The sequence below is a fragment of the Spiribacter onubensis genome (genome assembly GCF_040838425.1).
Lineage (GTDB): Bacteria > Pseudomonadota > Gammaproteobacteria > Nitrococcales > Nitrococcaceae > Spiribacter > Spiribacter onubensis.
In genome coordinates this window covers 141,603-166,641 of sequence record NZ_JBAKFI010000002.1, presented here as the reverse complement: position 1 = coordinate 166,641, position 25,039 = coordinate 141,603, and the positions used below count along the sequence as shown (strand labels likewise).

General features: G+C 65.8%; 20 protein-coding genes and 1 pseudogene. 4 read left to right on the top strand and 17 right to left on the bottom strand.

From position 1 onward, the window contains the following. Window positions 1-27 precede the first annotated feature (27 nt). Window positions 28-585 carry a TIGR02444 family protein gene (locus V6X63_RS04220; RefSeq protein ID WP_367978202.1) on the top strand — a complete coding sequence of 186 codons (558 nt, stop codon included), beginning with the start codon at window positions 28-30 and terminating at the stop codon, window positions 583-585. Here the strand turns inward: V6X63_RS04220 and V6X63_RS04215 are convergent. The 4 genes from V6X63_RS04215 to V6X63_RS04200 are packed head-to-tail and all read right to left on the bottom strand — an operon-like array spanning window position 582 to window position 3,956. After that, a complete protein-coding gene (locus V6X63_RS04215) occupies window positions 582-1,010 on the bottom strand; it encodes a hypothetical protein (RefSeq protein ID WP_367967345.1) in 429 nt (142 codons plus the stop codon). The genes V6X63_RS04220 and V6X63_RS04215 overlap by 4 nt on opposite strands. Window positions 1,011-1,027: 17 nt before the next feature. Then, window positions 1,028-2,521: an NAD(P)(+) transhydrogenase (Re/Si-specific) subunit beta gene (locus tag V6X63_RS04210; protein WP_367978201.1), complete on the bottom strand. Its 1,494-nt coding sequence runs from the start codon at window positions 2,519-2,521 to the stop codon at window positions 1,028-1,030. Continuing rightward, complete coding sequence (locus tag V6X63_RS04205; RefSeq protein WP_367967343.1) at window positions 2,518-2,826, bottom strand: NAD(P) transhydrogenase subunit alpha; 309 nt, start codon at window positions 2,824-2,826, stop codon at window positions 2,518-2,520. Before V6X63_RS04205 ends, V6X63_RS04210 begins: the two co-directional genes overlap by 4 nt. Beyond that, on the bottom strand, window positions 2,826-3,956 hold the full coding sequence (locus V6X63_RS04200; RefSeq protein ID WP_367967342.1) for a Re/Si-specific NAD(P)(+) transhydrogenase subunit alpha: 1,131 nt from the start codon (window positions 3,954-3,956) through the stop codon (window positions 2,826-2,828). The genes V6X63_RS04205 and V6X63_RS04200 overlap by 1 nt, the downstream gene beginning before the upstream one ends. Before the next feature lie 255 nt (window positions 3,957-4,211). On the opposite strand from V6X63_RS04200, the gene V6X63_RS04195 reads away from it, so the two are divergent. Continuing rightward, a complete protein-coding gene (locus tag V6X63_RS04195) occupies window positions 4,212-4,802 on the top strand; it encodes an HNH endonuclease (protein WP_408022302.1) in 591 nt (196 codons plus the stop codon). Here V6X63_RS04195 and V6X63_RS04190 read toward each other — a convergent pair. The 6 genes from V6X63_RS04190 to prlC all read right to left on the bottom strand — a co-directional run bounded on the left by V6X63_RS04190 (window position 4,799) and on the right by prlC (window position 12,181). Further along, the gene (locus V6X63_RS04190; protein WP_367978199.1) at window positions 4,799-5,548 is read right to left on the bottom strand and encodes an MlaA family lipoprotein; all 750 of its coding nucleotides are present in this window, start codon (window positions 5,546-5,548) and stop codon (window positions 4,799-4,801) included. The genes V6X63_RS04195 and V6X63_RS04190 overlap by 4 nt on opposite strands. 37 nt (window positions 5,549-5,585) lie before the next feature. Then, complete coding sequence (locus tag V6X63_RS04185) at window positions 5,586-6,599, bottom strand: CDP-6-deoxy-delta-3,4-glucoseen reductase (RefSeq protein ID WP_367978198.1); 1,014 nt, start codon at window positions 6,597-6,599, stop codon at window positions 5,586-5,588. Continuing rightward, window positions 6,596-8,074: a 4-hydroxy-3-polyprenylbenzoate decarboxylase gene (gene ubiD / locus V6X63_RS04180; RefSeq protein ID WP_367978197.1), complete on the bottom strand. Its 1,479-nt coding sequence runs from the start codon at window positions 8,072-8,074 to the stop codon at window positions 6,596-6,598. The genes V6X63_RS04185 and ubiD overlap by 4 nt, the downstream gene beginning before the upstream one ends. A 27-nt stretch (window positions 8,075-8,101) precedes the next feature. Then, complete coding sequence (gene xth, locus V6X63_RS04175; RefSeq protein ID WP_367978196.1) at window positions 8,102-8,872, bottom strand: exodeoxyribonuclease III; 771 nt, start codon at window positions 8,870-8,872, stop codon at window positions 8,102-8,104. A gap of 72 nt (window positions 8,873-8,944) precedes the next feature. Further along, window positions 8,945-10,135 (bottom strand): FAD-dependent oxidoreductase, encoded by a 1,191-nt coding sequence (locus tag V6X63_RS04170; protein WP_367978195.1) that lies wholly within the window; start codon window positions 10,133-10,135, stop codon window positions 8,945-8,947. 6 nt (window positions 10,136-10,141) lie between these two features. After that, window positions 10,142-12,181 carry an oligopeptidase A gene (gene prlC / locus V6X63_RS04165; protein WP_367978194.1) on the bottom strand — a complete coding sequence of 680 codons (2,040 nt, stop codon included), beginning with the start codon at window positions 12,179-12,181 and terminating at the stop codon, window positions 10,142-10,144. Window positions 12,182-12,459: 278 nt separating this feature from the next. Between prlC and gorA the strand changes: the two genes are divergently transcribed. Continuing rightward, window positions 12,460-13,824 carry a glutathione-disulfide reductase gene (gene gorA / locus V6X63_RS04160; RefSeq protein ID WP_367978193.1) on the top strand — a complete coding sequence of 455 codons (1,365 nt, stop codon included), beginning with the start codon at window positions 12,460-12,462 and terminating at the stop codon, window positions 13,822-13,824. Window positions 13,825-13,843: 19 nt separating this feature from the next. Then, window positions 13,844-14,374 carry a gamma carbonic anhydrase family protein gene (locus V6X63_RS04155; protein WP_367967331.1) on the top strand — a complete coding sequence of 177 codons (531 nt, stop codon included), beginning with the start codon at window positions 13,844-13,846 and terminating at the stop codon, window positions 14,372-14,374. Window positions 14,375-14,407: 33 nt separating this feature from the next. On the opposite strand, the pseudogene V6X63_RS04150 reads toward V6X63_RS04155, so the two are convergent. From V6X63_RS04150 to gltB, 7 genes and pseudogenes are all read right to left on the bottom strand, one after another. After that, window positions 14,408-15,595 (bottom strand): annotated as a pseudogene (locus V6X63_RS04150) (cation:proton antiporter); the annotation flags it as partial. 5 nt (window positions 15,596-15,600) lie between these two features. Continuing rightward, window positions 15,601-16,419, bottom strand: coding sequence for a shikimate dehydrogenase (gene aroE, locus V6X63_RS04145; RefSeq protein ID WP_367967329.1), 819 nt, complete (start codon window positions 16,417-16,419; stop codon window positions 15,601-15,603). Between the two features lie 24 nt (window positions 16,420-16,443). Beyond that, on the bottom strand, window positions 16,444-17,460 hold the full coding sequence (hemB, locus tag V6X63_RS04140; protein WP_367978192.1) for a porphobilinogen synthase: 1,017 nt from the start codon (window positions 17,458-17,460) through the stop codon (window positions 16,444-16,446). Between the two features lie 72 nt (window positions 17,461-17,532). Then, entirely contained in the window at window positions 17,533-17,970 is a 438-nt protein-coding gene (locus V6X63_RS04135; protein WP_367967326.1) for a bis(5'-nucleosyl)-tetraphosphatase, read from the bottom strand. Continuing rightward, entirely contained in the window at window positions 17,963-19,027 is a 1,065-nt protein-coding gene (gene hemE, locus V6X63_RS04130) for a uroporphyrinogen decarboxylase (RefSeq protein ID WP_367967324.1), read from the bottom strand. The genes V6X63_RS04135 and hemE overlap by 8 nt, the downstream gene beginning before the upstream one ends. A gap of 14 nt (window positions 19,028-19,041) precedes the next feature. After that, on the bottom strand, window positions 19,042-20,448 hold the full coding sequence (locus tag V6X63_RS04125) for an FAD-dependent oxidoreductase (protein WP_367967323.1): 1,407 nt from the start codon (window positions 20,446-20,448) through the stop codon (window positions 19,042-19,044). A gap of 7 nt (window positions 20,449-20,455) precedes the next feature. After that, window positions 20,456-24,919 carry a glutamate synthase large subunit gene (gltB, locus tag V6X63_RS04120; protein WP_367978191.1) on the bottom strand — a complete coding sequence of 1,488 codons (4,464 nt, stop codon included), beginning with the start codon at window positions 24,917-24,919 and terminating at the stop codon, window positions 20,456-20,458. Window positions 24,920-25,039: the final 120 nt, after the last annotated feature.

Sequence of the window (25,039 nt, the reverse complement as noted above, 5' to 3'; positions counted from 1 at the left end):
GTCATCATGACTGCTAGGATTGAGCCTATGTCGACGGAAAAAGAAGAAACCGCTGCCCAAGTCTGGGCGCTGACACTCGGCACTTACTCGCGAGAGGGCGTGGCGGCGGCCTGCATCGGGTTGCAGGATCGCCACGGTGTTGGCGTCAGCGCCCTCCTTGCGCTGATGGGGCTGGCCGCTCTGGGCTATCCGGTGGCAGATGCCCGGGCCATGGAACGGGTTCTGGCCAGGGCAGAGGACTGGCAATGGCGGGTCATCGAGCCTTTGCGCAGGGCGCGACGAGCGCTCCGCCAGGCCGCATCAGATGGTATCGAAGAGGAAGCAGCGGGCGTCCGGCGGGCACTTCTCGCCCAGGAGATCGAGACCGAGCGGTTGCAGCAGCAACTCCTCGTGACCGATGTCCTGGGCGGAATGACCGGGTTGATGTGGACGTCGGACGACGCTGGGCGGATGCGTCCGGCTGAAAGCGTGGCCAGGCTTTATCTGGCCCGTTTCATCGAACACTGGAGTGAGGACGAGGAGGAAGCCCTGCAGCTCCTCCTCGACGCAATGGCCGGCGAAGACGCCGGGCCGTTGCTGGACTAGCGCAGCTGGATGCCGCCGCCCGGCGCACCGCCCCCGGGCGCGCCGCCGCCACCCATACCACCCATGCCGCCGCCCATCTGGTCCGGCGTCATGATGCGGGAGGCCTGCTCGCGCTGCATTTCCTTGAGCTGCTCCATGGTCTGCTCAAGGGCCGCCTGCGCCGCCGCCGGGAAAGCCGCCACGGCCTCCTCCAGACTGCCGGCATCAAGCTCGAAGTTGAGCGGCAGGCCGCCGACCGGCGTCATGACCTGGGTGTTACCGAGGTAGAGCACCGGCCGGCTGTCGTCCGGTTGCCCGTCGCGGGTCACCGGCGTGAGCCGCTGAATGCTGCCCACGCGTCGATCGGTGAAGTTTTCCTCCTGGTACAGCCCATCGGCGTCCACCGTGAGCTGTTCCAGGGTTTCCTGCGTTTCCGCATCCGTCATGATTGCTCCTGCTGTCCTTACAGGCCCTTGACGGCCTGGACCATGCCACCGGCAACCTTCTGGCCGTCACCGAAGACCATCCGCGTGTTCTCGCCGAAGAACAGCGCATTTTCGACGCCGGAAAATCCGGTGCCCCGGCCACGCTTGATGATCAGCACGTTCTCGGCCTCGTCCACGTTGAGGATGGGCATGCCGTAGATCGGGCTGGAGGGATCGTCGCGGGCGGCCGGATTGACTACATCGTTGGCGCCGATGACCACGGCGACATCAGTGGTGGCGAACTCCTCGTTGATGTCTTCCATATCGAAGATCATGTCGTAGGGAACGCCCGCCTCGGCCAGGAGCACGTTCATGTGCCCGGGCATTCGGCCTGCCACCGGGTGGATGGCGAACTTGACCTCCACGCCGCGGTCCTGGAGCAGCTCGACCAGTTCCCAGATCTTGTGCTGGGCCTGGGCCACGGCCATCCCGTAACCCGGGACGATGATGACCCGCTCGGCATAGGCCATCATGATGCCGGCGTCTTCGGCCGAGACATCCTTCATCTCGCCTTCCGGCCCTTCGCTGGTGGCGCCTTCCTCGGCACCCCAGCCGGCGAACAGCACGTTGGTGATCGGCCGGTTCATGGCCTTGGCCATGAGCTGGGTGAGCAGCGTGCCCGCGGCGCCCACCACGGTGCCGGCGATGATCATGGCCGGGTTGCCGATGGCGTAGCCCTCAAATGCCACCGCCAGGCCGGTCAGCGCATTGAACAGCGAGATGATGACCGGCATGTCGGCACCGCCGATGGGGACTGCCACGAACACGCCGAAGAGCAGGCCGAGCGCGAAGAAGATCGCCACGACCGCCAGGCTGTCCGTGAAGAAGGTCATGATCCCGAAGATGATCGCCAGCGCGAAGACGACGATATTGACCAGCTGCTGCGCCGGTACCAGGCGATTACGCTTCATGCGGCCATCGAGCTTGGCCCAGGCGACCAGGGAGCCGGAGAAGGCCACGGTGCCGATCAGTGCACCGAGGATGGCGAGGATCGCCACGTCGGTGCCGAGGGCGCCCGCCACGCCGGCGCTGCCGGCGCCATCGGCGCGCAGGGCAGCTGTGGCGGCGTTGACGCTGATGCCTGCATCAGCGGCCAGTGCCTGAGCCTGATTCTGCAGATCACCCGGCAGGGTGCGCAGTGCCCGCAGCATCTCCACGCCCGCGATCGCCGCGGCGGCACCACCACCCATGCCATTGTAGAGGGCCACCATCTGGGGCATTTCGGTCATGGCGACACGGCGTCCCGACCACCAGGCCAGCACGCCGGCCACGGCGATGCCGATGACGATGAGCACGTAGTTGGTCACGCCATGGACCGCCGGATGCAGGAACGTCACCAGGGTGGCGAGCACCATGCCGACGCCCGCCCAGATGATGCCCTTGCGCGCCGTCTTCGGCGAGCTCATCGCCTTGAGGCCGACGATGAACAGAATCGCGGCGAGGAGGTAACTCAGCTGGACGATGAAATTCATTCCTGCGCCCCCTTCTTCTGCTCATCCTTGCTCTTGAACATCTCCAGCATGCGTTCGGTGACCACGTAGCCACCCACCGCGTTGCCGGCGGCAAGTACGACCGCGATGAAGCCGACCACCTGTTCAGCGACGGTCTCGGCGTGGCCCAGCACCACCATCGCGCCGACCACCACGATGCCGTGGACGAAGTTGGAGCCCGACATCAGCGGGGTATGCAGGATGACCGGCACACGACTGATGACCTCGAAGCCGGCGAAGCCCGCCAGCATGAAGATGTAGATTGCGACAAAGCCTTCGATCGCCATTACTTGTCTCCTTCCATGCGCTCGCGGGTGGGCGCATGCCGGATCTCGCCGTCATGGGTCAGACAACTGTCCGCGACCACCTGGTCGTCCCAGTCGAGCTGGATTTCGCCGTCCTTGATGATCAGGGCCAGCAGATTACAGAGGTTGCGTGCGTACATTTCGCTGGCATGCGTGGCGGCCATGCTGGGGATGTTCCGCGGTCCGGCGATGGTGACGCCCTGATGGGTGATTTCCTTGCCGGCCTCGGTCAACTCGCAGTTGCCACCGGTCTCCGCGGCCATGTCGACGATCACGGATCCCGCCTTCATGCGCTCTACCGTCGACCGGTCGATGATCTTCGGTGCCGGTCGCCCCGGAATCGAGGCGGTGGTGACCACGGCATCCGCCTGTGCGATGTGCTGGGCGAGGACCTCTGCCTGCTGAGCCTTCTCGTCTTCCGTCAGCTCTCGGGCATATCCACCCTCACCCTCGGCGCTGACGCCGGTGTCGATGAACTTGCCGCCCAGTGACTCCACCTGCTCCTTGGTGGCGGAGCGGACATCGTAGGCCTCCACGATGGCACCCAGGCGCTTGGCGGTTGCGATCGCCTGCAGACCCGCCACACCCGCGCCGATCACCACGACGCGCGCGGGCCGGACCGTGCCGGCCGCGGTGGTGAGCATGGGAAAGAGCTTGGGCGAGAGGTGCGCTGCCATGAGAGAGCACTTGTACCCGGCGATATTGGCCTGGGAAGAGAGTGCGTCGATGGACTGCGCACGGGTGATGCGCGGCACCAGTTCCAGCGCGAAACTCGTGACCTTGCGCTTGTTGAGGTTGCGAATGCGGCTGTCGCCTTCATGCGGCGTCATGAAACCCAGCAGCAGCGAACCTTCCGGTAGCTTGCCCGCCTCTTCCACACTGGGTGGCTGGACGCGCAGTACGATGTCTGCTCCCTTATAGAGATCATCTGTGCCGTCGGCCCAGCTGACCCCCTCATAGAGGTCGTCGGTGAATCCGGCGGACTCGCCTGCGCCCCGCTGAATGCGAACCTCGGCGCCCAGCTTGTCGAGCTGCTTGAGCACGCTGGGCACGATGGCGACCCGGCGCTCTCCGTTGGCCGTTTCCTTGGGTACGGCGATGGTGATGCTCATCGGGTTTTCTCCTGTCCTTGGGCGGTCTGTTTCGACCGGCGGACCGGCGATTCTACAACAAAGCGACAGTGAAACACCCTTGCCGGTGTCGGGTCATCCACTACAGCACCGTCATTATCCTGTCATGCTTGCACATCAGGCTGAACCTCTGGATGATCCGAATTGATCGATCTGTGCGCGAACCCGGCGCGTGATACGAGGGCTAACGGCGTGATAACGCTGCAGCATCATATCCTGCGGACCGATGTATCGGGGATGCCACTGGAGTGGATCACCTATCAGGACGCGGTCCGGCTCTACCACCTGGGCCAGGTGTCGTATGCCTGCGGTCGGCGGCTGTACCGGATCCGGGGTGGCTACAGTGCCCGCACCGGCCGCCGCAGCGTGATCGAGGTGAACTCCATCATCGCCACCGCTGGTGCCATGCAGGCCTCGCTCAAGGGCAATCCCGGCTACCGGCCGCCGCTGAACAACGCCACGCTGTTCCGGCGGGATGATCATATCTGCCTCTACTGCGGGGAGAGCCGGCGGGTCAGGGAGTTGTCGAGGGATCACATCAAGCCCATCAGCCGCGGCGGGGTTGATGCCTGGACCAATGTGGTGACCGCCTGCAAGCGCTGCAACAATCTGAAGGGCGACCGCACCCCCGAGCAGGCCGGGATGCAACTCCTCGCGGTGCCTTTCGCGCCGACCCACGCTGAATACGTCTATCTGCAGGGACGGCGGATACTGGCGGACCAGATGGCCTTCCTGCGAGCGCATTTCCCCCGCCGTAGTCCTCTCAGGCAGCGCCTGGAGCGGCTTGCCGAGCAGGACGCCGACGATCCGCCGGCGCATCCGCACTAGATATCCGGGTCGGCGTCCATGTCCTCGAGGAAATCCGAGTAGGGATCATCCGACATCGGCGGATTGCCATCGTACAGGGCGTTGCGGCGGTACTGGCGATAGGCTGAGCGCGTGAACACGTAAGGATCGATCGCGGCATCGTCCCGGAAGCGCGCCGCGCCCTCCAGTTCAGCCCGGCTGTTGACGATGTTGACGGCCGTGAGTGTACCGAATGTCAGTGTATCGATCGCCACGTAGGTCAGCACATTGGTGTAGTAGGCCACCGGGTAGCTGGTTGCATCGCGGGGGCTGGATGGCCCGAAAAGCGGCAGAACGAGGTAGGGGCCCGAGTCGACGCCCCATGTGCCAAGGGTCTGGCCGAAGTCCTCGGGCCGGCCTTCAATGCCCAGCCAGGATGATGCCGGGTCGAAGAAGCCGAGAATCCCGACCGTGCTGTTGACCACGAAGCGCAGGGTCTCTCTGCCGGCATCCGCCGGCTTGCCCTGCAGTAAGTCGTTGAGGATATAGCCCGGCGATTCGAGGTTATGGAAGAAGTTGCTGACGCTGTTTCGGACATCCGGTGATGTCACGCGGGTCCAGCCCCGGCTCGCCGGCCCGATGACGTAGTTGTCGAGCTCGTCGTTGAACGCGTAGACGCCCCGGTTGAATCCCTCGAGGGGATCATTGGCGGCCTGGTTGCCGCTGCTGGCGCAGCCCGCCAGCAGCAGGGCGAGCAGCAGCATGGCGATGGTTCTGGACAGGTTCATGAGCGTTACTCCGCTTGCCGGGCCACCCGTATGGCGCCTACTCCGGTGCTGCCTCGAAGGAATCATAATACAGCCGATCCGCCGGCAGACCGGCATCGGTGAAGGCCTGACGGGCCGCGTTGATCATCGGTGGTGGTCCGCTCATGTAGACATCGAAACCACCGAGACCGGGATGATCCTCGACCACCTGCCGATGCACGAATCCTGTGGCGCCCGTCCAGCCATCGGACTCGGCCGGTTCGGAGAGAACCGGCGTGTAGGTGATATGCGGATGCTGCTCCGCCCACTCCCGGGGCAGATGGTCAAGATAGAGGTCCTGTCGGGCACGGGCTCCCCAGTAGATATGCATTGGCCGATCCACACCGATGTAGAGGGCATGCTCGATAATGCCCTTGATGGGTGCGAATCCGGTCCCTCCACCCATCAGGATCATGGGCCGGTCACTGTCTTCGCGCAGGAAGAAATTGCCCAGTGGCCCCTCGAAACGCAGCAGTGCCCCCTCGCGCATGTCGTTGAATACATGGCCGGAGAATACCCCGCCCGGCAGATGCCGGATGTGAAGTTCGAGGCGTTCGTCATCATGGGGCGCGTTCGCCAGGGAAAAACTCCGCCGCTGGTCGCCGCGCAGCAGGAAGTCGATGTACTGTCCCGCGAGGAATGGCAGGCGCTTGTCGCGTGGCAGCTTGAGGAAAAGGCGTCGCACATCCGGTGCACATTCCTCGATATGCTCTACCCGCGCCGGGAGTCGCCGGGGTCGGATATCGCCCGCGTCGCGGACTTCAGCGACGCGGATGACCAGATCGCTGGCGGGGCGGGCCTGGCAGAAAAGCGCCTTGCCGGCACTGTCCTGTTGGCTGTCGATCGCCGGGGGCAGTCCGTCCGGGTAAGCGATGCTGCCCTCGACGACATCACCCATGCAGGTTCCGCAGGTTCCGCTGCGGCAGCTGTAGGGCAGCATGAGTCCTGCCCGGAGGGCGGCGTCGATCACGCTCTCGCCCTCTTCGGCATCAAAGGCATGATCACTGTCGGCGATGCGGATGCGGTGCGTCATCGGCTGTCTCCATCAATGCCCAGATCGGGCCAGAGTTGGTCCACACGCTCGCTGACCGCCGGGTCCATCTGAATCGCCCGGCCCCATTCGCGGTTGGTTTCGCCCGGCCACTTGCTGGTCGCATCCAGGCCCATCTTCGAGCCCAGCCCCGAGACCGGCGAAGCGAAATCGAGGTAGTCGATCGGCGTGTTCTCCACCATCACCGTGTCCCGGGCAGGGTCCATGCGCGTGGTCATCGCCCAAATGACATCTTCCCAACGCCTCGCGTTCACATCATCGTCGGTGACGATGATGAACTTCGTGTACATGAACTGCCGCAGGAATGACCAGACCCCCATCATGACGCGCTTGGCATGCCCGGGATACTGCTTGCGCATGGTGACCACGGCCATACGGTAGCTGCAGCCCTCCGGCGGCAGATAGAAATCGACGATCTCCGGGAACTGGCGCTGGAGAATCGGAACGAACACTTCGTTCAGTGCCACACCCAGTACCGCGGGCTCGTCCGGCGGCCGGCCCGTATAGGTGCTGTGGTAGATCGGATCGTCGCGATGGGTGATCCGGTCGACGGTGAAAACGGGGAAGTCGTCCACCTCGTTGTAATAGCCGGTGTGATCGCCGAAGGGGCCCTCGGGTGCCATGTCATCAGGGTGGATATGGCCCTCGAGCACGATCTCCGCGGATGCCGGCACCTGCAGGTCGGAGCCGATGCAGTTGACCAGTTCCGTGCGACTGCCGCGGAGCAGGCCGGCGAATGCGTACTCGGAGAGGCTGTCCGGGACCGGTGTCACGGCGCCGAGCAGGGTGGCCGGGTCGGCCCCGAGGGCAACGGTGATCGGGAATGGCTCGCCGGGATGGGCCCGCTGCCAGTCACGAAAGTCCAGCGCGCCGCCTCGGTGGGAGAGCCAGCGCATGATCACCCGGTTGCGGCCGATGACCTGCTGGCGGTAGATCCCGAGGTTCTGGCGCTTCTGTCCGGGGCCGCGGGTGATGACCAGCGCCCAGGTGATCAGGGGCCCCGCATCCCCGGGCCAGCAGGTCTGGATGGGTAGCCGGCCGAGATCGACATCGTCGCCCTCGATGACGTTTTTCTGGCAGGGTGCGCTGCGCCGGACCTTGGGCGCCATATCGAGCACCTTGCGGAATACCGGCAGGTTCTGCCACGCCTCGCGCATGCCCTTGGGCGGTTCCGGCGACTTCAGGAAGGCCAGCAGCTCGCCGATTTCCCGCAGTGCATCGACACTCTCGGCGCCCATGCCCAGTGCCACTCGCTCGGGGGTGCCGAACAGGTTGCCGAGCACCGGCATTGAGTGCCCCTTGGGATTTTCGAACAGGATGGCCGGGCCGCCCCGGCGCAGGATTCGGTCACAGATCTCCGTCATCTCGAGGTCCGGATCGATCTCGGTCGACACCCGTTTCAGCTCGCCACGGGCCTCGAGCTGGTCAATGAAATCGCGCAGATCGCGGTATTGCATGAGGGCTCCTGATGGACGCGCCGGCGTTCAGACGGCGCGGAACTCGGCGATGACGGGGGCGTGGTCGGATGGCCTTTCCCAGCCTCGTGGCGCGGCATCCACGACGCTTTGTTCCAGTGCCGCGGTCAGCGCCGGGCTGGTCAGGATCAGGTCGATGCGGAGGCCGCGGTTGCGTTTGAAGTTGTTCATCCGGTAATCCCACCACGAGAAGGTGCCTTCGGGGTGGTCAAAGCGCCGGAAGGTGTCCGTGAAACCGAGCTCGAGGATGGCGGCGAGGGCGTCGCGCTCCGGCGTGGAACACAGGATCTGCTCCTGCCACTCGGCCGGGTCGTGGACATCGGCATCGGCGGGCGCAATGTTGAAGTCACCCACCACGGCGACACGTTCGTGGCGATCCACCTCATCGCGCAGCCAGTCCCGCAGATGGGCGAGCCAGGCCAGTTTGTAATCGTACTTGTCCGTTCCCACCGCCTTGCCGTTGGGGACATACAGGTTGATGAAACGCAGTCCGTCAATGGTGGCTGCAAGGACGCGACGCTGCGGATCCTCGAAACCCGGTATGTCGAGGGCGATCTCCTCGAGCGGCGCCCGGGCCAGGACCGCGACGCCGTTGTAGGTCTTCTGGCCGGAGAAGGCGACCTCATAGCCGACTTCCCGAATGGCCTCGGTGGGGAATTTCTCGTCGATGAGCTTGGTCTCCTGCAGCCCGAGGACATCCGGCTGTGCAGTCTCAAGCCATTCCAGCACCTGCGGCAGGCGCACGTTGAGGGAATTGACATTCCACGAGGCGAGCTTCACGGGCGCCCTCCGGTTGGCATTATTCTCAATCCGACGATTGTACTGGGTGACGGCACGGCATGCAGCGACCGGTCATGTGCCCGGTCCGGATCCGGTTCGATCGCCCGGCAGGCGGTAGCGACGCATGAACCGGCGGTCGATCCAGTCCTTGCAATGCCACAGCCACCGACCACCGATGCCCAGTGAGCCCCGCGAGGCCACCGCGTAGCGATCACCGGTACTGATCAGGGCCAGCCAGTGACGCTGCGGATGCCAGGCCCGGACTGGCCGGCCGGTCAGCGACCGGCGCAGGTTGGCTGCCAGTGGCGGACCCTGACGCACTGCGATCACGCCGGCCTTTTCCCGCGGGTGACGGACCATGCTGGCGATGTCACCGGCGGCGAAAACGTCCGGGTCGGTAATGGTCTGAAGGCTCTCACGGATCTGGATGAAACCCAGAGAATCCAGCGCCAGCCCACTCCCCCGAAGCCAGTCGGGTCCGGCCGCGCCGGTGACCCAGATGACCTCATCAGCCGGATGCCACTGACCGTCCCGGGTCCTGAGGCCGGACTCGTCGACCGCGGTGACCGCCGCATTACAGTACAGAGCGATGCCGCGTCTCGCGAGCACCCGCTGAAAGCGCAGTCGCACGCGGGGCGAGTGCGTGGGCAGGATATGCCGGCCGCGGGAGAACAGCATGAATTCCAACCTGTCCGCATCCTGGCCGAGGGCGGTGCATTCGTTGCGCAGGCGGAACTGCATGGCGAGCAGCAGTTCCACGCCGCCGGCACCGCCGCCAACCACTGCAATCCGTAGCCGGCCTCCGGCCCTGCGAACCCGTTCCAGAAGCGCCAGCCAACGCTCATTGAAGCGATTGATGGGCTTCACGGCCACGGCATGCCCGGCCGCGCCCGGTGCTTCAGGCCTCGGAGTCGAACCGACATTGATGGACAGTCGATCCCAGTCGATCGCCAATCCGCTCTCGCAGTGCACGGTCCGGCTCCTGAGCGCGAGACCTTTCGCGCCATCCTGAATGAAGCGGGCTCGGGCGGAACGAGCCAGCCGGGCCAGATCAATATGCGCGTCGGACCAGGAGTAGTGGCCTGCCACGTACCCCGGAAGCATGCCGGAGTACGGGGTATACCGGTCGGGGGAGATCACTGTCAGTTCCACCCCGGCGATCGGGTGCCTGCCAAAGCGCCGCAGCACCTCGACGTGGCTATGCCCCCCGCCAATGAGTACCAGGCTCGGGCCGGCGCCCGGCCTGCCGGATACCCCAGACACAGTCCCTCAGGCGGCGAGGCCGCTCGCCCGCAGCAGCGGCTCGATGCTCGGCTCGCGGCCCCGGAAGTCGCGGAACAGCTTGGCCGCGTCCTCGGACCCCCCCTTCTCGAGAATATGCTCCAGGAATGCCCGCCCGGTGACCGGGTTGAAAATCCCCTCCTCGCTGAACCGCGCGAATGCATCCGCCGAGAGCACCTCGGCCCATTTGTAGCTGTAATAGCCAGCGGCATAGCCGCCCGCGAAGATATGCGCGAAGCTGTTGGGGAAACGGTTGAAGGCCGGCGGCCTGACCACGGCGACCTGATCGCGGACTTCGTCGAGCAGGGCAAAAATCCGCTCGCCCGCCACGCGATCGTGCTCGACATGCAATCTCAGGTCGAATAGCGAGAATTCGAGCTGACGGACCATCTGCATCGCGGCCTGGAAGTTGCGGGCCTCGGTCATGCGTTCGAAAAGCCCTTCCGGAATGGGCTCGCCGGTCTCGTGGTGGCGGGCAAACAGGTCCAGCGCCTCCCGCTCCCAGCACCAGTTCTCAAGGAACTGGCTCGGCAGTTCCACGGCGTCCCAGGCCACGCCATTGATGCCGGCCACGCTCGCCGCATTCACTCGCGTGAGCATGTGATGCAGGCCATGCCCGAACTCGTGGAACAGCGTCTCGACCTCGCTGTGGGTGATGAGCGCCGGCTTGCCACCGACGGGCGGCGTGAAATTGCAGGTCAGGAAAGCCACCGGTGTCTGCAGCCCGCCGTCATGTGTCATCCGGCCCCGGGCCGTGGCCATCCAGGCGCCACCACGCTTGTGGGCGCGGGCGTAGAGATCGGTATAGAACTGACCCCGCAGGTCGCCTTCGTCGTCATGGATTTCGTAGAAGCGCACATCGTCGTGCCAGGTCTCGACGTCGTCGCGCTCGACGATATGGATCCCGAACAGCCGCTCGACCACTGCGAACAGCCCGGCCATGACGCGATCGGCCTGGAACCACGGTCGCAGATCCTCGGGTGAGAGCTGGTAGCGGGCCTCGCGCAGCCGTTCGCTGTAGTAGCCCACGTCCCAGGCCTCCAGCGCCTCCAGGCCGTCGCGTTCCCGGGCAAAGGCGAGCAGTTCGGTGTATTCCCGCTCCGCCACGGGTCTCGCGCGTTGGGCAAGATCCTCCAGGAAGGCGACGACCTGCTCGGCGGAGTCCGCCATCTTCGGCGCCAGCGACAGCTCGGCGTAATTCGGATAGCCGAGGAGCTCGGCCTGCTCCTGCCGCAGATCCAGTATCTCCGCCATGATGGGGTGGTTGTCCCAGCGTCCGGCATGGGGTCCGGTATCCGAGGCCCGGGTGGTGAAGGCCTCGTAGACCTCGCGACGCAGTTCACGGCCATGGGCGTGGGCCAGAACGGCCTGCACCACCGGCATGTCGAGGCTGATGCGCCAGCCGTCGACACCAGCCTGCCGGGCGTTCTGCTGCATCACGCCGAGGGCGCTTTCTGGAATGCCGGCCAGTTCCTCGCGATCGGTCGTGTCGCGGTGCCAGGCATCCGTGGCATCCAGCAGGTTTTCCTGGAACTTCGAAGAGAGTTCGGCCAGACGCGCGGCGATCGCCGCGTAGCGACGCTTGGCGCTGTCCTCAAGGGCGACGCCAGCCAGCTCGAAGTCACGCAGGGCGTTGTCCACGGTCTGGCGCTGATCCTGTTCCAGACGCTCGTAGTCGTCGCTCTCGCGCAGCTCTCGGAAGGCGCCGTAAAGTGCCGTGTTCTGACCCATTTCAGTGTGATAGGCGGACAGCAGCGGCAGGCAGGTATTGTAGGCCTCGCGCAGGGCCTCGCTGTTCATCACGGCGTTCAGGTGCGAGACCGGTGACCAGACCTTCTCGAGCCGGTCTTCAAGCCGTTCGAGTGGCGCGACCAGGCTCTGCCAGGTATGCGGCGCGGTGTCGGCGGTGATCTCGTCAATGGCGGCGCGATTGTCCGCAAGCACCTGTTCCACGGCGGGCTGGATGTGCTCGGGGCGAATCGCCGAGAAGCGCGGCAGGCCGGATTCAGTGAGCAATGGATTGGTCATGATGATCCCGTTGTGCTCCGTGGGTCGGTGAGGACGTTCCCCGTGTTCGATAACCGGCAGGGTAGCCGATGCGGATCAGGATATTCGAGCCGGAACCCGGGGCGGAAGTTCGACGGGGTCGCTTTCGGGCGTTAATAATATCCATGGCCTCACCGCTGTCTGATCCGAGCGCGGAGTCCTGAGCCAGGGCGGCATGCCTTGACTGAGATCGATAGGCCACGCCTGCATGGCTCTGCCAGAATGGTGGCGGAGACACTCATCGACAGCAGGAGCCGGGAATGAGCGGCGAGCAAAACCAGTATGATCTGATCTGCATCGGCGGCGGCAGCGGCGGGATCGCCACCGCTCGACGCGCGGCCGCGCACGGAGCCCGCTGTGCGGTCGTCGAATCGGCCCGTCTCGGGGGGACCTGCGTGAATGTGGGTTGCGTGCCGAAAAAGGTCATGTGGCAGGCGGCGCATGCCGCCGAGGTCATGGAACGGGCCGGCGACTACGGCTTCAGTGGCGTCAGTCCCCGTCTCGACTGGTCAGCGCTGGTCGCGGCCCGGGATGCCTACATCCAGCGCCTCAACGGCATCTACGACCGTAACCTGGGCAACGCCGGCGTGGACACCATCCGCGGTCATGCCCGCTTCGTCGACCCGCATACCGTGGAAGTGAACGGCGAGCGCTATCGAGCCGAGCGCTTTGTGATCGCCACCGGCGGCGTGCCCGGTCGGCCGGGTATCCCCGGCGGTGACCTCGGTATCGACTCCGACGGGTTCTTCGAGATGGCCGACCGCCCCGAGAAAGTGGCTGTCGTGGGTGCCGGTTATATCGCGGTGGAGCTTGCCGGCGTCCTGCACCAGCTGGGCAGCGACGTCCAGCTGGTCGTGCGGCGGGAACGCCCGCTGCGCGACTTTGACGAGGCCATTCAGAACGCCTACGTCGATGCCATCGGCCAGCATGGTCCCACCCTGGTGAATCATTTCACCCCGGTGGGCCTGGAGGCCGCCTGGGGCGGCTACGCCCTGCATGCCGAGGATGGCCGCAGCCTGGAGGGGCTCGACCAGGTGATCTGGGCGGTGGGCCGTATCCCGAATACCGACGGACTCGGCCTGGACGCGGCCGGGGTGCGGATGAGCGGGCAGGGCACGATCCCGGTGGATGACTGGCAGGCCAGCAGTCAGCCGCATATCTTCGCGCTCGGTGACGTCACGGATAACCCCTATCCGCTCACGCCCGTGGCGATCGCCGCCGGGCGCCGGCTGGCGGACCGGCTCTGGGGCGGGCAGAGCGATCGCCGACTCGAGTATCGCGATGTGCCCACGGTGGTCTTCACGCATCCTCCGATCGGGACTGTCGGCCTGACCGAGGCCGACGCGCGCGCTCGCTACGGCGATGCCGTGCGTGTCCATCAGACCGGGTTCGTGCCCATGGACTTCGCGCTCTCGCCGGCAGAGGCCAAGCAGCGCAGCACCATGAAGCTGGTCTGCGTGGGCGAGGAAGAGCGCGTGGTCGGCATCCACCTTTTCGGTGTCGGCAGTGATGAGATGCTGCAGGGGTTTGCGGTGGCGCTTCGCATGGGCGCGACCAAGCGGGACCTTGATGACACCGTGGCCATTCATCCGACCAGCGCCGAAGAGCTGGTCACCATGACCTGATGCCGGGTGGGATCAATCGATGATCGAGGTCTACCAGGGCGTTCATCCCGCTGTGCCGGCGTCGGCGTTCGTCCATGACAGTGCGGTGGTCATCGGCGATGTCACCCTTGGTGATTCCGTCTCGATATGGCCCACCGCCGTGCTGCGCGGCGATGTGCATCGAATCGAGATCGGTGCCGGCAGCAACATCCAGGATGGGAGCATCGTTCATGTGGCCCATGAGGGGCCATACCAGTCGGGGTATCCCGCCATCGTCGGCGAGGAGGTCACCGTGGGTCACCGGGCGGTCATCCATGCCTGCCGGATCGGCAGCCGGGTACTGGTGGGCATGGGGGCGATGGTGCTGGATGGCGCGGTGGTGGAGGATGAGGTCATCCTCGGCGCCGGCACGCTTGTCCCCCCCGGCAAGCATCTGACCGGCGGGCAGCTCTACCTGGGAAGTCCCGCGCGGCCAGTCCGGGCGCTGACGGAGACGGAGCGCGATCAACTGGTGTATTCGGCACGCCACTACATGCGGGTAATGGACCGTCACCGTGCGGGTCGGGACTGACCCCCGCCCAGTACTCCCGCCCTTGAGCATGTGCTGGACCGCACTGGGTGTCACCGCACAGGTGACCAGCGTGACGAGCGTCATTGCGCCGTAGAGCGCGGGTGGGACGACATCGTCACCGTATCGGCCGGCCTGGTCGACAACCACCATGGCGATTTCCGCTCGCGGCACCATACTCATGCCGATGACCAGGGCGCTGCCTTTGGGCGCCGTCCACAGGGCTGGCAGGGCCGTTCCGATCAATTTGCCGGCCACCGCGGCGATCAGCAGAATGCCACCGGCGCCCAGGGCCCCAGTCAGCGCCGCCGGCTCGAGCTTGAGCCCGATGCCGATGAAGAAAAACGGCGCCAGGAAGTCGTAGAGCACGATGTAGGCGCGATCCTGGCGCACCCGCCGCGGAGCCTTGCTGAAAACCAGTCCGGCGAACAGGGCGCCCACCGCGAGGGAGAAGCCGAGTATGCCGGCGAGCGCGGCGATCAGGCTGCCGATGGCCACCACAATGAGCATGCGGGCCGGCGAGCGTTCGCGGGTTGCCAGGAACCGCGCCAGCGGCGGTTCGAGCCAGTGCGCGAATAGCCAGCATGCGGCGGTGAAGGCGGCCAGGCTGGCCAGGAGGCTGACGGTGGTCATGCCCACGCCGCCCCAGTCGATGGCACCGCCGGCGGTGACGGTCGGGATAAGGCTGAGGAGCAGGGCCATGAGCACGACACCGGAGATGTCATCCAGTTCGGCCACATCCAGTACCAGTGAACCCCGCTCGCTGCGCAGAACGCCGGCGGCCTGCCAGGGAGGTAGCGAGACACCGATACTGGTGGCCGTCAGTGCCACGCCGGCGACCAGCGCTGGCACGGCATCGAATCCGGCCCAGCGCGCCGCATAGTAGCCGGCCATGCCCGAGACGATAACGCTGACCGCCCAGATCAGGCTGGCGCCGGGCAGTTTTTCCAGCAGTCGATAGGGGTCACTGCCCAGACCGACGCGGAACAGCAGCGCCACAAGTCCGAGGGCGGCCAGTAGTTCGAAGGCCGCCATCACGGAGGGCTGCAGTATGGGCAGGATTCCGTCGGTCAGGCGAAGACCGAGGCCGATGAGGATGTAGCCCACCAGAGGTGGCAGCTTGATGCGCTCGCAGAGGTGGCGGAGGACGACCGCGAGCAGGGTGGCGCCGCCCACCAGGAGCACCAGCAGTGCATCCGGTGTTGCATTGGCCTCCCAGGCCATGCGGATCAGGGGCGGGTGTCGTGGCGCAGTGTCTCGATCACCGGTTCCGTGCTGGGCCTGATGTGACGCCAGAGCTCGAACGCGCCGGCCGCCTGTTCCACCAGCATGCCCAGGCCATCACGGACACGGAACGCACCGTTACGCTCCGCCCAGCGAAGGAACGGCGTGGGTTCAGCGCCGTAGAGCATGTCGTAGGCGGTAGCGCCGTCGCTGACGACGCTCTCCGGCAGGGCGGGCACCTCACCCTCAAGACCGCTGGAAGTGGCGTTGATGACCACCTCGAAGCGCTCGCCCGCCAGGGTATCCAGGCCGCGGCCTTCGATATTGCCGATGTCATCGAATGCCTTGGCCAGGACCTTCGCCCGGCCGGCGGTCCGATTGGCAATCACCAGGCTCGCCGGCTGCTCGGCGAGCAGTGGTCCGAGTACACCCCGGGCCGCGCCGCCTGCTCCGACGATGAGAATGCGTTTGCCGGCGAGCCCGACGCCCAGGTTGTTGCGCAGGTCGTTGATCAGCCCCTCGCCGTCGGTATTGTCTCCGTAGAGCGTCTCGCCGCAGACCAGCGTGTTGACCGCGCCGGCCCGCTCGGCGCGCTCGCTGCGCTGGTCGGCCAGTGACCAGGCCTCTTCCTTGAACGGCACTGTCACGTTGGCCCCATGACCCCCCTCCTCGCGAAATGCCCGGAGGGCATCGGCAAACCCGTCCAGCGGTGGTTCGCGGCGCTCGTATTCAATCTGCTGGGCGGTTTCCTCGGCGAACATCCGGTGAATGCGGGGCGATAGGGAGTGCCCGACGGGATGGCCGAAAACGGCGTAGAGATCCATGTTTACCTCCGTATGCGGACGGTCTCAACGGTCGGCAAGCCAGCCGGCCACCTCCCGTGCGAAATAGGTCAGTATCGCGTCGGCGCCGGCCCGCTTGAAACCCAGCAGCGCCTCCATCACGCAGGCCCTGCGCGCCAGCCAGCCCTGTTCGAAGGCGGCGTTCAGCATGGCGTACTCGCCGCTGACCTGGTACGCGAATGTCGGCACGTCGAAGTGCTCCCGGACCCGGCGAATGACGTCGAGGTAGGGCATGCCCGGCTTGATCATGACCATGTCGGCGCCCTCGGCCAGATCCATTCCGACCTCGCGGAGCGCCTCCGCGCCATTGCCCGGATCCATCTGATACGTGCGCTTGTCGCCGCCGCCCAGGTTGCCGGCCGATCCCACGGCATCCCGGAAGGGGCCATAGAAGGCGGAGGCATACTTCGCGGCATAGGCGAGGATGCGCGTCTCGGGATAGCCGTCTGCCTCAAGGGCGGCGCGGATGGCCGCAATGCGTCCGTCCATCATGTCGGAGGGCGCGACGATATCGGCGCCTGCCTCGGCATGGGAGCGCGCCTGGCGGACCAGCGCCTCCAGGGTCATGTCGTTGGCGACATAGCCCGAGTCATCCAGCAGGCCGTCCTGGCCATGACTCGTGAAAGGATCCAGCGCGACATCGGTGATGACGGCCATCTCCGGCACCCGCGCCTTGATCGCCCGGACGGCGCGCTGTGCCAGTCCCTGCGGGTTCCAGGCCTCGGCGGCATCGTCGCTCTTGGCCTCCTGGGGCGTGACTGGAAACACGGTCATGGCCGGGACACCCAGCTCCGCCAGCGTCTGGGCTTCCGCGGTCAATCGATCGACGCTCATGCGCTCGACGCCGGGCATGGAGGGCACGGGCTCGGTCTGATCGGTCCCCTCGATGACGAACACCGGCTGGATCAGATCGTCGGCCGAGAGCCGGTTTTCGCGTACCAGTCGCCGTGTGGCTTCGTCACGACGCAGGCGCCTGGGACGAGTCGCCGGGTATTCAAGTCCGGCGGCGGGGTCGTGTTTCACGGTCGTCTCCTGCTCCAGTCGAGTGCAAGGGCCAGTATGCCGCCGAGGAGGCGGCATGCCCAAGGGGGAAGATCAGCTGGCGGGGGTGGGTGGCAGTCGTTCCAGGGCCCAGTCGAGGACCTGGCGCACCCGCGGTGCGGTCAGCCGGTAGGCCGTGCGACGGTCGACCCATCGCCATTCGTGATGTTCCGGTGTGCCCAATTCAGGTGCGATCCCGAGCGTCACCTCCCGGGTCGTTGTCTCGGCAAGGTAATAGCGCGCCACCTTGCCACGGGCGTAGGGACCGGTTTCGGTGAAGTCCTCGCCCCATCTGAAGTCCAGGTCGGTGATCCCCGTTTCCTCGGTGACCTCGCGACGGGCGGCCTGCAGCGGTGTTTCGCCGGTCTCCGTGCGGCCTTTGGGGAAGTCCCAGTACTGGTATGCCCGGAGCAGGAGAAAACGCCACTCCCCTCCCTCGGCGCGCACGATGACCACACCGGCGGAGAGGATGCGTGGCTTTTTCCTACCCATGCCAGGCCGGGCTCAGATGCTTGACGGCCTCCACCATGGCCGCGACGTGATCCGGCGGTATCTGCGGATGGACGCCGTGGCCGAGGTTGAAGACATGCCCGCTGCCATGACCATATTCCGTCAGCACGCGACCGACCTCGCGCTCGATCACCTCGGGCCGCGCGTACAGGACGCTGGGATCGAGATTACCCTGCAGGGCGACCCGGTCACCCACCCGCCGGCGGGCCTCGGTCATTGACAGGGTCCAGTCCACACCAAGGGCATCGGCACCGCATCCGGCGATGCGCTCGAGCCAGATCCCGCCGCCCTTCGTGAAGAAAATGACCGGGATCCGGCGTCCATCGCGCTCGCGGATCAGGCTGTCGATGATCTGCTGCGCGAAGGCCAGCGAGAAACGCGGATAGGCATCGTGGGCGAGTGCGCCGCCCCAGGTGTCGAAAATCATCAGCGCCTGCGCGCCCGCCTCGACCTGGGCATTGAGATAGGCCGTCACTGCGGTCGCGATCTTACCGAGCAGTCGCTCAAGCACCTCGGGCTGGTCATAGGCCAGGGACTTGATGTGTCGGAAGTCCTTGCTGCTGCCGCCCTCCACCATGTAGGTGGCCAGCGTCCAGGGGCTGCCGGAGAAACCGATCAGGGGAACCTGGCCCTGGAGTTCGCGGCGAATCAGACTGACCGCGTCGGTCACGTAGCGCAGCTCGCTGCCCACGTCAGGCACCGGAAGCGCATCCACTGCCGCTGCATCACGGATGGTGGTCTCGAATCGAGGGCCTTCACCCGGCTCGAAATAGAGCCCCAGCCCCATGGCATCGGGGACGGTCAGGATGTCCGAGAAGAGGATCGCCGCATCCAGGTCAAAGCGCCGGAGTGGCTGCAGGGTCACCTCGCAGGCGAGCGCCGGGTTGCGGCACAGATTCATGAAGCTGCCGGCCTGGGCGCGGATTTCCCGGTATTCGGGCAGGTAACGCCCGGCCTGGCGCATGATCCACACCGGCGTGCGATCCACCGGCTCCCGGGCGAGGGCGCGGAGGAAGCGATCGTTCTGCAGTTCACTCATGGACCGTTACCGTCCTAGACGCCCATGTAGGCGAGCATGCCCTTGGCGGCCTCGCGGCCTTCCCAGACAGCGGTGACCACCAGATCGGAGCCACGCACCATGTCACCGCCGGCGAAGACGTTGGGGTTGTCGGTCTGGAAGGGATGTTTACCGCCCTTCTTGACCCTGACGCGCTCGCGCTCGTCGACGGCGATGCCATGCTCGTCGAACCACTCCGGCGGGTTCGGACGGAAGCCAAAGGCCATGATGACGCGATCGGCGGGGATGATTTCCTCACTGCCGGGAACCGCCTCGGGGCGCCGGCGGCCGCGCTCATCCGGAGCACCCAGCCGGGTTTCCACCACCTTGACGCCTTCTACCCGACCATCGCCGACGATCCCCACCGGCTGGCGGTTGAAGCGGAAGTCGACGCCCTCCTCGCGGGCGTTGTAGACCTCGCGCCGTGACCCGGGCATGTTCTGCTCGTCGCGCCGATAGGCACAGGTCACACTGGCCGCTCCCTGACGCAGCGCGGTGCGGTTGCAGTCCATGGCCGTGTCGCCGCCGCCGAGGACCACCACGCGCTGGTCGGCCATGTCGATGTAGTCGGTGGGATCCTTCTCGAAGCCCATCAGGCGATTGATGTTGGAGACCAGATAGGGCAGTGCCTCGTAGACACCATCCATGTCTTCTCCCGGGAAGCCACCGCGCATCGTGGTGTAGGTGCCCATACCGAGGAAAACGGCATCGAAATCCCGCTCCAGCTCCTCATAGGTGATGTCGGTGCCCACGTTGACGCCGAGGCGGAATTCGACGCCCATGTACTCCATGATCTCCCGACGCTTGGCGATGACCTCCTTTTCGAGCTTGAACGGCGGAATGCCGAAGGTCAGCAGGCCGCCGATCTCGGGATAGCGATCGAAGACCACGGCCTCCACGCCGTTACGCACCAGGATGTCGGCGGCACCGAGGCCCGCCGGGCCGGCGCCCACGACGGCGACGCGCCGGCCAGTGGGCACGACGCCGGACATGTCCGGTCGCCAGCCCTGCTTGAAGGCCTCGTCGGTGATGTATTTCTCCACCGAACCGATGGTCACCGCCCCAAAGCCGTCATTGAGCGTGCAGGCACCCTCGCAGAGCCGGTCCTGCGGGCAGACGCGACCGCAGACCTCCGGCAGGCTGTTGGTCTTGTGGGAGAGCTCGGCCGCCTCGAAGAGATTGCCCTCGGCGATCAGCTTGAGCCAGTTGGGAATGTAATTGTGGACCGGGCATTTCCACTCGCAGTAGGGGTTGCCGCACTCCACGCAGCGGTCGGCCTGGGCTGCCGCATGCTCGCTGCTGAAGTCGCCGTATATCTCGGTGAACTTCTGTACCCGTGCCCGCGCCGGTTCCTTTTCGGTGTCCTGGCGGGGGACGTCGATGAACTGGAAGTAATTACCCATAACGTGCTCAGGCTGCCTGACGCAGCGTACTCAGTACTTCGTTGATGTCGGCGGCGCGGGGCTTGACCAGCCAGAAGCAGCCGACGTAATCCCGGAAGTTGTCGAGGATCTCCTGACCCCAGCGGGATCCGGTCTCGTCGACGAACTCGGCGATGGTTTCACGCAGGAACTCGCGGTGTGCGGTCATCGGCTCCGTCTGGATGCGCCGGATGTCGATGAGCTCATGGTTGTAGCGGTCGACAAACTGGTTCTCCATGTCCAGCACGAAGGCGATTCCGCCGGTCATGCCGGCACCGAAGTTCAGGCCGGTGGGCCCGAGCACGCAGACCACGCCGTCGGTCATGTACTCGCAGCCGTGGTCACCGACGCCCTCGACGACCGCATGCGCCCCGGAGTTGCGCACCGCAAACCGCTCCCCGGCCAGGCCGGCCGCGAAGAGCTTGCCGCCGGTGGCGCCATAGAGACAGGTGTTGCCGATGATGGTGGTCTCGTGGCTCGCGAATCGGCTCTCCTCGGGCGGGCGGATCACCAGCTTGCCGCCGGCCATGCCCTTGCCCACATAGTCGTTGGCATCGCCATGCAGGAACATCTCCAGGCCGCCGGCGTTCCAGACGCCGAAGCTCTGGCCGGCGCTGCCTTTCAGGTGCAGGCGCAGCGGTGAGCCACTCATTCCCAGGTTGCCGTGGCGCAGGGCGATCTCGCCCGAGAGGCGGGCTCCGATCGAGCGGTCGTCATTGCGGACCGTGTACTCGAAGTCACCCCCCGTGGCCGCCTCGATGGCGGGGAGGGCGTCAGCCACAATGCGCTCTGCCAGATCGCCCCGATCGAAGGGGATGTTGCTTGGCGTCATGCAGTGGGTGGGCAGCGACGTATCAAGTCCGCCGTCGGAGAGGATCGGACTCAGATCGAGCCTGGCCTGACGGGCGGTCTCGGGTTCACGCTGCTCGAGCAGATCGAGCCGACCGATGAGCTCCTCCAGGGAACGTACGCCCAGCCTGGCCAGCCACTCGCGGGTTTCCATGGCCACGAAGGTGAAGAAGTTGGCGACGCGCTCCGGTGTGCCGATGAAATGCTTCATGCGGAGCACCTTCTCCTGCGTCGCCACACCGGTGGGGCAGTTGTTGAGATGGCAGACACGCAGGTACTTGCACCCCATCGCCACCATGGGCGCAGTGCCGAAGCCGAAGCTCTCGGCACCCAGGATGGCCGCCTTGATGACGTCAAGCCCGGTCTTGAGGCCGCCGTCGGTCTGCAGCCGGATCTTGTCGCGCAGATCATTGGCGCGCAGCGTCTGATGGGTCTCCGTCAGCCCCAGCTCCCAGGGGGTACCGGCATACTTCACCGAGGTCAGCGGGCTGGCGCCCGTGCCGCCGTCGTAACCGGAAATGGTGATGAGATCGGCGTAGGCTTTCGCCACGCCGGCCGCCACGGTACCGACACCGGGTTCGGCAACCAGCTTCACCGAGACCAGCGCCTCGGGGTTGACCTGCTTGAGGTCGTAGATGAGCTGCGCCAGATCCTCGATGGAGTAGATGTCGTGGTGCGGCGGCGGCGAGATCAACGCCACGCCGGGCTTGGAGTAGCGCAGACGGGCAATCATCTCATTGACCTTGTGGCCGGGCAGCTGCCCGCCCTCACCGGGCTTGGCCCCCTGAGCGACCTTGATCTGCAGGACCTCGGCGTTGCGCAGGTAATGCGGTGTGACACCGAACCGGCCCGATGCGACCTGCTTGATCTTGGACATGCGCTCGTTGCCGAAGCGATGCGCGTCCTCGCCGCCTTCGCCGGAGTTGGAGCGACCGCCGAGGCGGTTCATGGCGATGGACAGCGCCTCATGGGCCTCTGGCGAGAGCGCGCCCAATGACATGCCGGCGGAGTCGAAACGCCTGAGGATGTTCTCCAGCGGCTCGACCTCATCCAGCGGGATGGCCTCGGTCTCACGGACGCACAGCAGATCGCGCAGCGCCGCCACCGGCCGGGTGTTCACCGTTTCTGCGTAGACCTTGTAGCGCTCGTAATCGCCGGTGTAAGCGGCCTCCTGTAGCGCGGCCACCACATCCGGGTTGTAGGCGTGATACTCGCCGCCGTGGACATACTTGAGCAGACCGCCCTGGGTGAGCGGCTGGCTGCGGCGCCAGGCACGGTCATGCAGGGTCCGCTGGTCTTCCTCGAGATCGGTGAAATCCGCGCCCTGGATGCGCGAGGTGGTGCCGTTGAAGCACAGATCCACCACATCATCGCTCATGCCGACAATCTCGAACAGCTGGGCGCCGCGATAGCTGGTGATCGTGGAAATGCCCATCTTGGAGAGGATCTTGTAGAGCCCCTTGTTCAGGCCCTTGCGGTAGTTGCGCAGCAGATCCGCCAGCTCCGCTCCCTTGATCTCACCGGTACGCAGCTGGTCCTGAACCACATCGTAGGCCAGGTAGGGATACACGGCAGTGGCGCCGTAACCGATCAGCACGGCGCATTCGTGGCTGTTGCGGGCCGTGCCGGTCTCGATCACCAGGTTGGTGTCGCAGCGCAGGCCCGTGCGCACCAGGTGATGGTGCACGGCACCGGTGGCCAGCAGGGCATGCACCGGAATGCGCTCGCGGGTGAGCTCGCGGTCGGAAAGCACCAGCAGGCTGGCGCCGTCGCGAACGGCACTGGCGGCCTCGTCGCGGATCGCCTCCACGGCCGTTCGCAGATCACCGTCGGCCGGATAGCTCAGGTTGATGCGATGGACCCGGTCCCCATCCTCGTGCTCGTCGAGCAGGCCGAGGAACTTGCCGTCGGAGAGGATGGGCGAATCCAGCACCAGGCGTCGGGCGTGGTCCTCGACCTCCTCGAACAGGTTCTTCTCCGGTCCGAACACGGTCTCCAGCGACATCACGATCTGCTCACGCAGCGGATCGATGGCCGGGTTCGTGACCTGGGCGAACTGCTGCCGGAAGTTGTCGTAGAGCGGACGGACCTGTCTGGAGAGCACGGGCATCGGTGTGTCGTCGCCCATGGAGCCGACGGCCTCCTGGCCTCCCTGAGCCAGTGCCCGCGTGACGATGTCGCGCTCCTCGAAGCTGACGCCGAACTGTTTCTGGTAGATGTCCAGCGTGTGCGGATCCACTGGCTTGCGCGTGTCGCCCGCCTTCAGGCGCGAAGGCACATCCCGCGAGTGCTCGGCCAGCCAGCGCTTGTAGGGAGCCCGGTTCTTGAGTCGTTCGTCGATGGTCTGTGGCAGCAGGAGCTCGCCGGTCTCGGTGTCGGCGGCCAGCATCTCGCCCGGGCGCAGACGGCCCTTCTCCACGACATCGGCGGGATCATAGTCCCAGACGCCCACCTCCGAGGCCAGCGTGATGTGCCGGTCGCTCGTGATGACCCAGCGCGCCGGACGCAGGCCGTTGCGATCAAGGGCGCAGGCGGCGTGCCGTCCGTCGGTGAGGACGATGCCCGCCGGCCCGTCCCAGGGCTCGATGTGCTGGGAGTGGAATTCGTAGAACGCCCGCAGATCGGCGTCCATCGTCTCAACGTTCTGCCAGGCCGGCGGGATCAGCAGCCGCAGCGCGCGGAAGATGTCCATGCCACCGGTGATGAGCACATCCAGCATGTTGTCGAGACTGGAGGAGTCGGACCCGGTGAGGTTGACCAGCGGCTGGATGGCCTCGATGTCGGGCAGCAATGGCGTGTTGAAGCGGTATGCCCGCGCCAGGGCCCAGTTGCGGTTGCCCTGGATGGTATTGATCTCGCCGTTGTGGGCGAGATACCGGAATGGCTGCGCCAGCCGCCACTGCGGCAGCGTATTGGTCGAGAACCGCTGATGGAAGACCGCCAGGGACGTCTCCAGGGCCGGGTCCTGCAGGTCCTTGTAGAACACCGGCAGGTTCTCCGGCATCACCAGCCCCTTGTAGGACAGCACGCGGCCCGACAGGCTGGGGATATAGAAGTCCTCATCATGACCGTCCAGCGCCTTTTCAGCGCGCCGCCGGGCCATGAAAAGGCGCCGCTCGAATTCCGGCTCGTCCATCCCAGCCGGCGCATTGACGAAGACCTGCGCGATCGCCGGCAGAGTGGCCATGGCCTGCTCACCGCAGGCGCTGGTGTCCACCGGCACATCACGCCAGCCGGCCGCCGGTACTTCGTAATGCGCCAGTGCCTCTTCGAGCACGGACCGCGCGTGACCGGCGATGTCTCCATCCTGGGACAGAAACACGCAGCCGGCCGCGAAATGCTCGGCCAGTCCGACGCCCTCGGCGTCTGCGGCGCGTCGCAGGAACGTCACCGGCGGCTTGATGAGCAGTCCGCAACCGTCACCGCTTTTGCCATCGGCGGCCACGGCGCCGCGATGGGTGAGACGGGCGAGCGCCGAGATGGCCGTTTCCAGCAGCCAGTGACTCGGTTGGCCATCCATGTGTGCGATGAGGCCGAAGCCGCAGTTGTCACGCTCGAATTCTGGCCGGTAAAGCGTCGGGGCGTTAAAGGTTAGCTGCCTCACGCGAACTGCCTCTCCATTGTTTGCGGGGAGCGGGCCGCGCCGAGTGCCCGCCGCCTCGCGGGCGGCGTGCTCTCCTCGGTTCTGCGGGGATCCCGGGGCCGGACCGTCTCGCCACTGTCC